Origin of the sequence: Pseudoalteromonas sp. SR45-5, from assembly GCF_014163565.1 — a bacterium.
In the GTDB taxonomy this organism is placed as follows: domain Bacteria; phylum Pseudomonadota; class Gammaproteobacteria; order Enterobacterales; family Alteromonadaceae; genus Pseudoalteromonas; species Pseudoalteromonas distincta.
The window spans coordinates 1-2888 of record NZ_JACJDN010000518.1; the positions used below are offsets into that span (position 1 = coordinate 1).

The following is a 2888-nucleotide window of genomic DNA, read 5'->3' on the forward strand; positions in this document are numbered from 1 at the left end:
CGAAAACAAAAAAATATTACAGCAACGCGCTAAGCTTGAAATAGCACGCATGATGCTACAAAACGAATTACCTTTAGAAAAAAAGCAAAGCAAAGATATTGCAGCAATATTAAAGTCGTACGGCTTACCAACCACCATTGATACGCTAATACTTACGCAAGCACTACGCCGTGTTGATATAATCCCTAAAGAATTAGCGCTTATGCAAGCTGCAAATGAATCGGCGTGGGGCACATCGCGTTTTGCACGTATTGGCCTTAACTTTTTTGGTCAGTGGTGTTACACAAAAGGTTGTGGCATGGTACCAAAACGCCGTAATACTGGAGCTGCACACGAAGTTGCTGCGTTTAAATCGGTAAGAGCTGCTATAAACTCTTATTTTAAAAACATAAATACGCATCCTGCTTATAAAGATTTGCGCGCAATACGTGAAAACTTACGTCTTGAGCAAAAACCAATTTTAGCGACTGAACTTACACATGGTTTAATGTCTTACTCTGAGCGCGGTGAAGCGTATATAGAAGAGCTAAACACGATGATTAGCCAAAATAGAGCCTACTTTGATGAATAAATACATTTTTAATTGCACCAACGCCATTGCGTTAGTGCTGCTGGGCATGAGTGCATTTAATGTTAATGCAAGAGAATTTGTTATGTCGTATGACGGTTTTTATGACCGATTAAAAGTTGTTAACAAAGGCGACTTCCAATATGCGCGAGTTAATTTTTATATAAGTGATATAGCAACTAATGAAGCGTGTGCCATTAAAAGCGGCACTATTTTAACTGAAAGAAACGAGTACCCACTTAACTTCACCGATAAAGCACAGCTATTATTACCGTTCGATAAGCAACTTGATACAGATAAAGCCGTCATTGTGGTGCAGCCACAAAATCCAGATCATGATTGCCAATTAAAACTTCAAATAGAAGCAAACGAACTTGAAGATTTAACATTTTCAAAGCAGTCGTTATATACCATTAACGAAGAACTTGATGAGCTGTTAACTGATTTATCGGGCTTTTTTGTAAGTAAATTAATGTGGTTTTTATTACCAGAGCAAAAGGGCGTAGCAGTTACATTTAAAAGCCCAATGCAATTTGATGATAAGAGCATAACGTGTGAAAAGTCAGTGTGTTATTTTGCAGTTGAAGATAGCTGGGAAGATGATAGCGCAGTGCTTGGCGATATATCGAACGTTATTAAAGTAACGCCTTGGATTGTTAAGTAGCTCACATACAAAAAGCGGCATTTAGCCGCTTTTTTTGTACCAAAATCAGTACTCTTTTTTAGTCTTTGGTTTTTATTTAATAAGTGGTGCTGATGAATCGCGCTGCATTAAAGTAGGTTCAAAAAAGCGATTTATAACGAGGTTTTTACTTTGATATACGTCTTTAAGCACTAATTTAGCTGCCATTTCGCCCATTTTCCCGACCGGATTATCTATGGTCGTGAGTGTAGGGTATAGGTAGTTTGCAAAAATAACGTTATCAAATCCAACAATCGATAAATCAATTGGTAAGTTATAACCGTGCTCTCGTGCATACTTCATGGCACCGGAAGCCATTTCGTCATTGGCGCATACCAGTGCAGTAAAGCTAAGTTTTTCATCAATAAAATGTTTTAAGCCTTTACTACCGCCAGTTTCGTTAAAGTCGCCAATATAATAAAGCGTAGGATCAAATTTAACACCAGCCTCTGTGAGTGCTTGTTTATGACCCTCTAAGCGGTTAAAAGCATCGGCTTTAAACTGCGGGCCTGCAATATACGCTATTTGTGTATGGCCTTGATTTAATATCGATTTAGTGGCTAGGTAACCACCTAATTGATTATCTAGGCTGATACAGTTGTCTTTTAGTTGCTCTACGTAACGGCTCATTAAATAAACGGGTGTAGAGCCTTGGCTTAATTTTATTAGGTAGTCGTCTGAGACGGCTTCAACGTGCAAAATAATGGCATCGCAGCGTCTGCTAATTAAAAACTCAATGCCTTCTTGTTCTTTGTCTTCTTCACTGTGTCCGGTGGTAATAATAACGTGTTTACCCGCAGCTCGAAGCTCCGACTCAATACCTGCCATCATTTGGGCAAAGAAAGGACCATGTAACTCAGACACTAAAATACCGACACTGTTAGTACAGTTAGAGGCTAAAGATTGCGCTATTGAATTAGGCTTGTAGCCAAGCTGCGCCATAGCATCAAGCACTTTTTGTTTAGTTTTATCGCTTACACGGGTATTTTTGTTCATCACGCGAGAAACGGTGGCTAACGATACGCCCGCAAGCTCTGAGACTTGATAAATTGTTGCCATGTTATTTGTTCACTCGCTTATCCTTAACTACTTCGGCTAAATAATACCTTAGAGTATATATCTTAACTAGCTGTTAGTTTAGATTGAATATTTTCAACAACCTGATTAGTCAGTGTATATTTTTTCATTATGTAGGCAACAAATAATGAGCCAAAAGCAGGTAGTACAGTGAATGACAGTAAAATACCGTGTTGGGTATCAAGAGTTTGTACTGCATCGGCCTGATAACTGTAAAAAGATAACAACCAGCCTGCAATTGCGCCGCCTACAGCCACGCCCATCTTAATAAAAAATATAACGCCTGAATAAACCAAACCCGTAATGCGTACACCTGTTTTTTCATGCCCGTAATCTATGGTGTCGGCCATTTTTGCCCACAACAACGGGGTTGCCATATCTAAAAAGAATTTCCATAAAATAAAGGCAGTAAATGCGAGTACTAATTGATCTTTACTAATAAAGTAACTAAAACCACAAATAGCGGCAGCAATAACTTGTAAGCTTATATAGGCTTTTATTTTACAAAAGCGCTTTGCAAGCGGTTGAGCTAAAGCACACCCTAGCATGCTTGCTGCAACG

The 2888-nt window shown here is 38.8% G+C and carries 4 protein-coding genes; 2 read left to right on the forward strand and 2 right to left on the reverse strand.

The features are described from left to right. Both H5072_RS15945 and H5072_RS15950 read left to right on the forward strand, forming a co-directional pair. The coding region (locus tag H5072_RS15945; RefSeq protein WP_182694076.1) for a glucosaminidase domain-containing protein at positions 1-571 on the forward strand (571 nt) is incomplete at its 5' end. Beyond that, on the forward strand, positions 564-1232 hold the full coding sequence (locus H5072_RS15950; protein WP_024606444.1) for a DUF2987 domain-containing protein: 669 nt from the start codon (positions 564-566) through the stop codon (positions 1230-1232). The genes H5072_RS15945 and H5072_RS15950, both read left to right, overlap by 8 nt. A 72-nt stretch (positions 1233-1304) precedes the next feature. On the opposite strand, the gene H5072_RS15955 is transcribed toward H5072_RS15950, so the two are convergent. Beyond that, positions 1305-2309, reverse strand: coding sequence for a LacI family DNA-binding transcriptional regulator (locus H5072_RS15955; protein WP_182694077.1), 1005 nt, complete (start codon positions 2307-2309; stop codon positions 1305-1307). Positions 2310-2371: 62 nt separating this feature from the next. After that, on the reverse strand, positions 2372-2888 hold a 517-nt coding region (locus H5072_RS15960), incomplete at its 5' end, for an MFS transporter (RefSeq protein WP_182694078.1).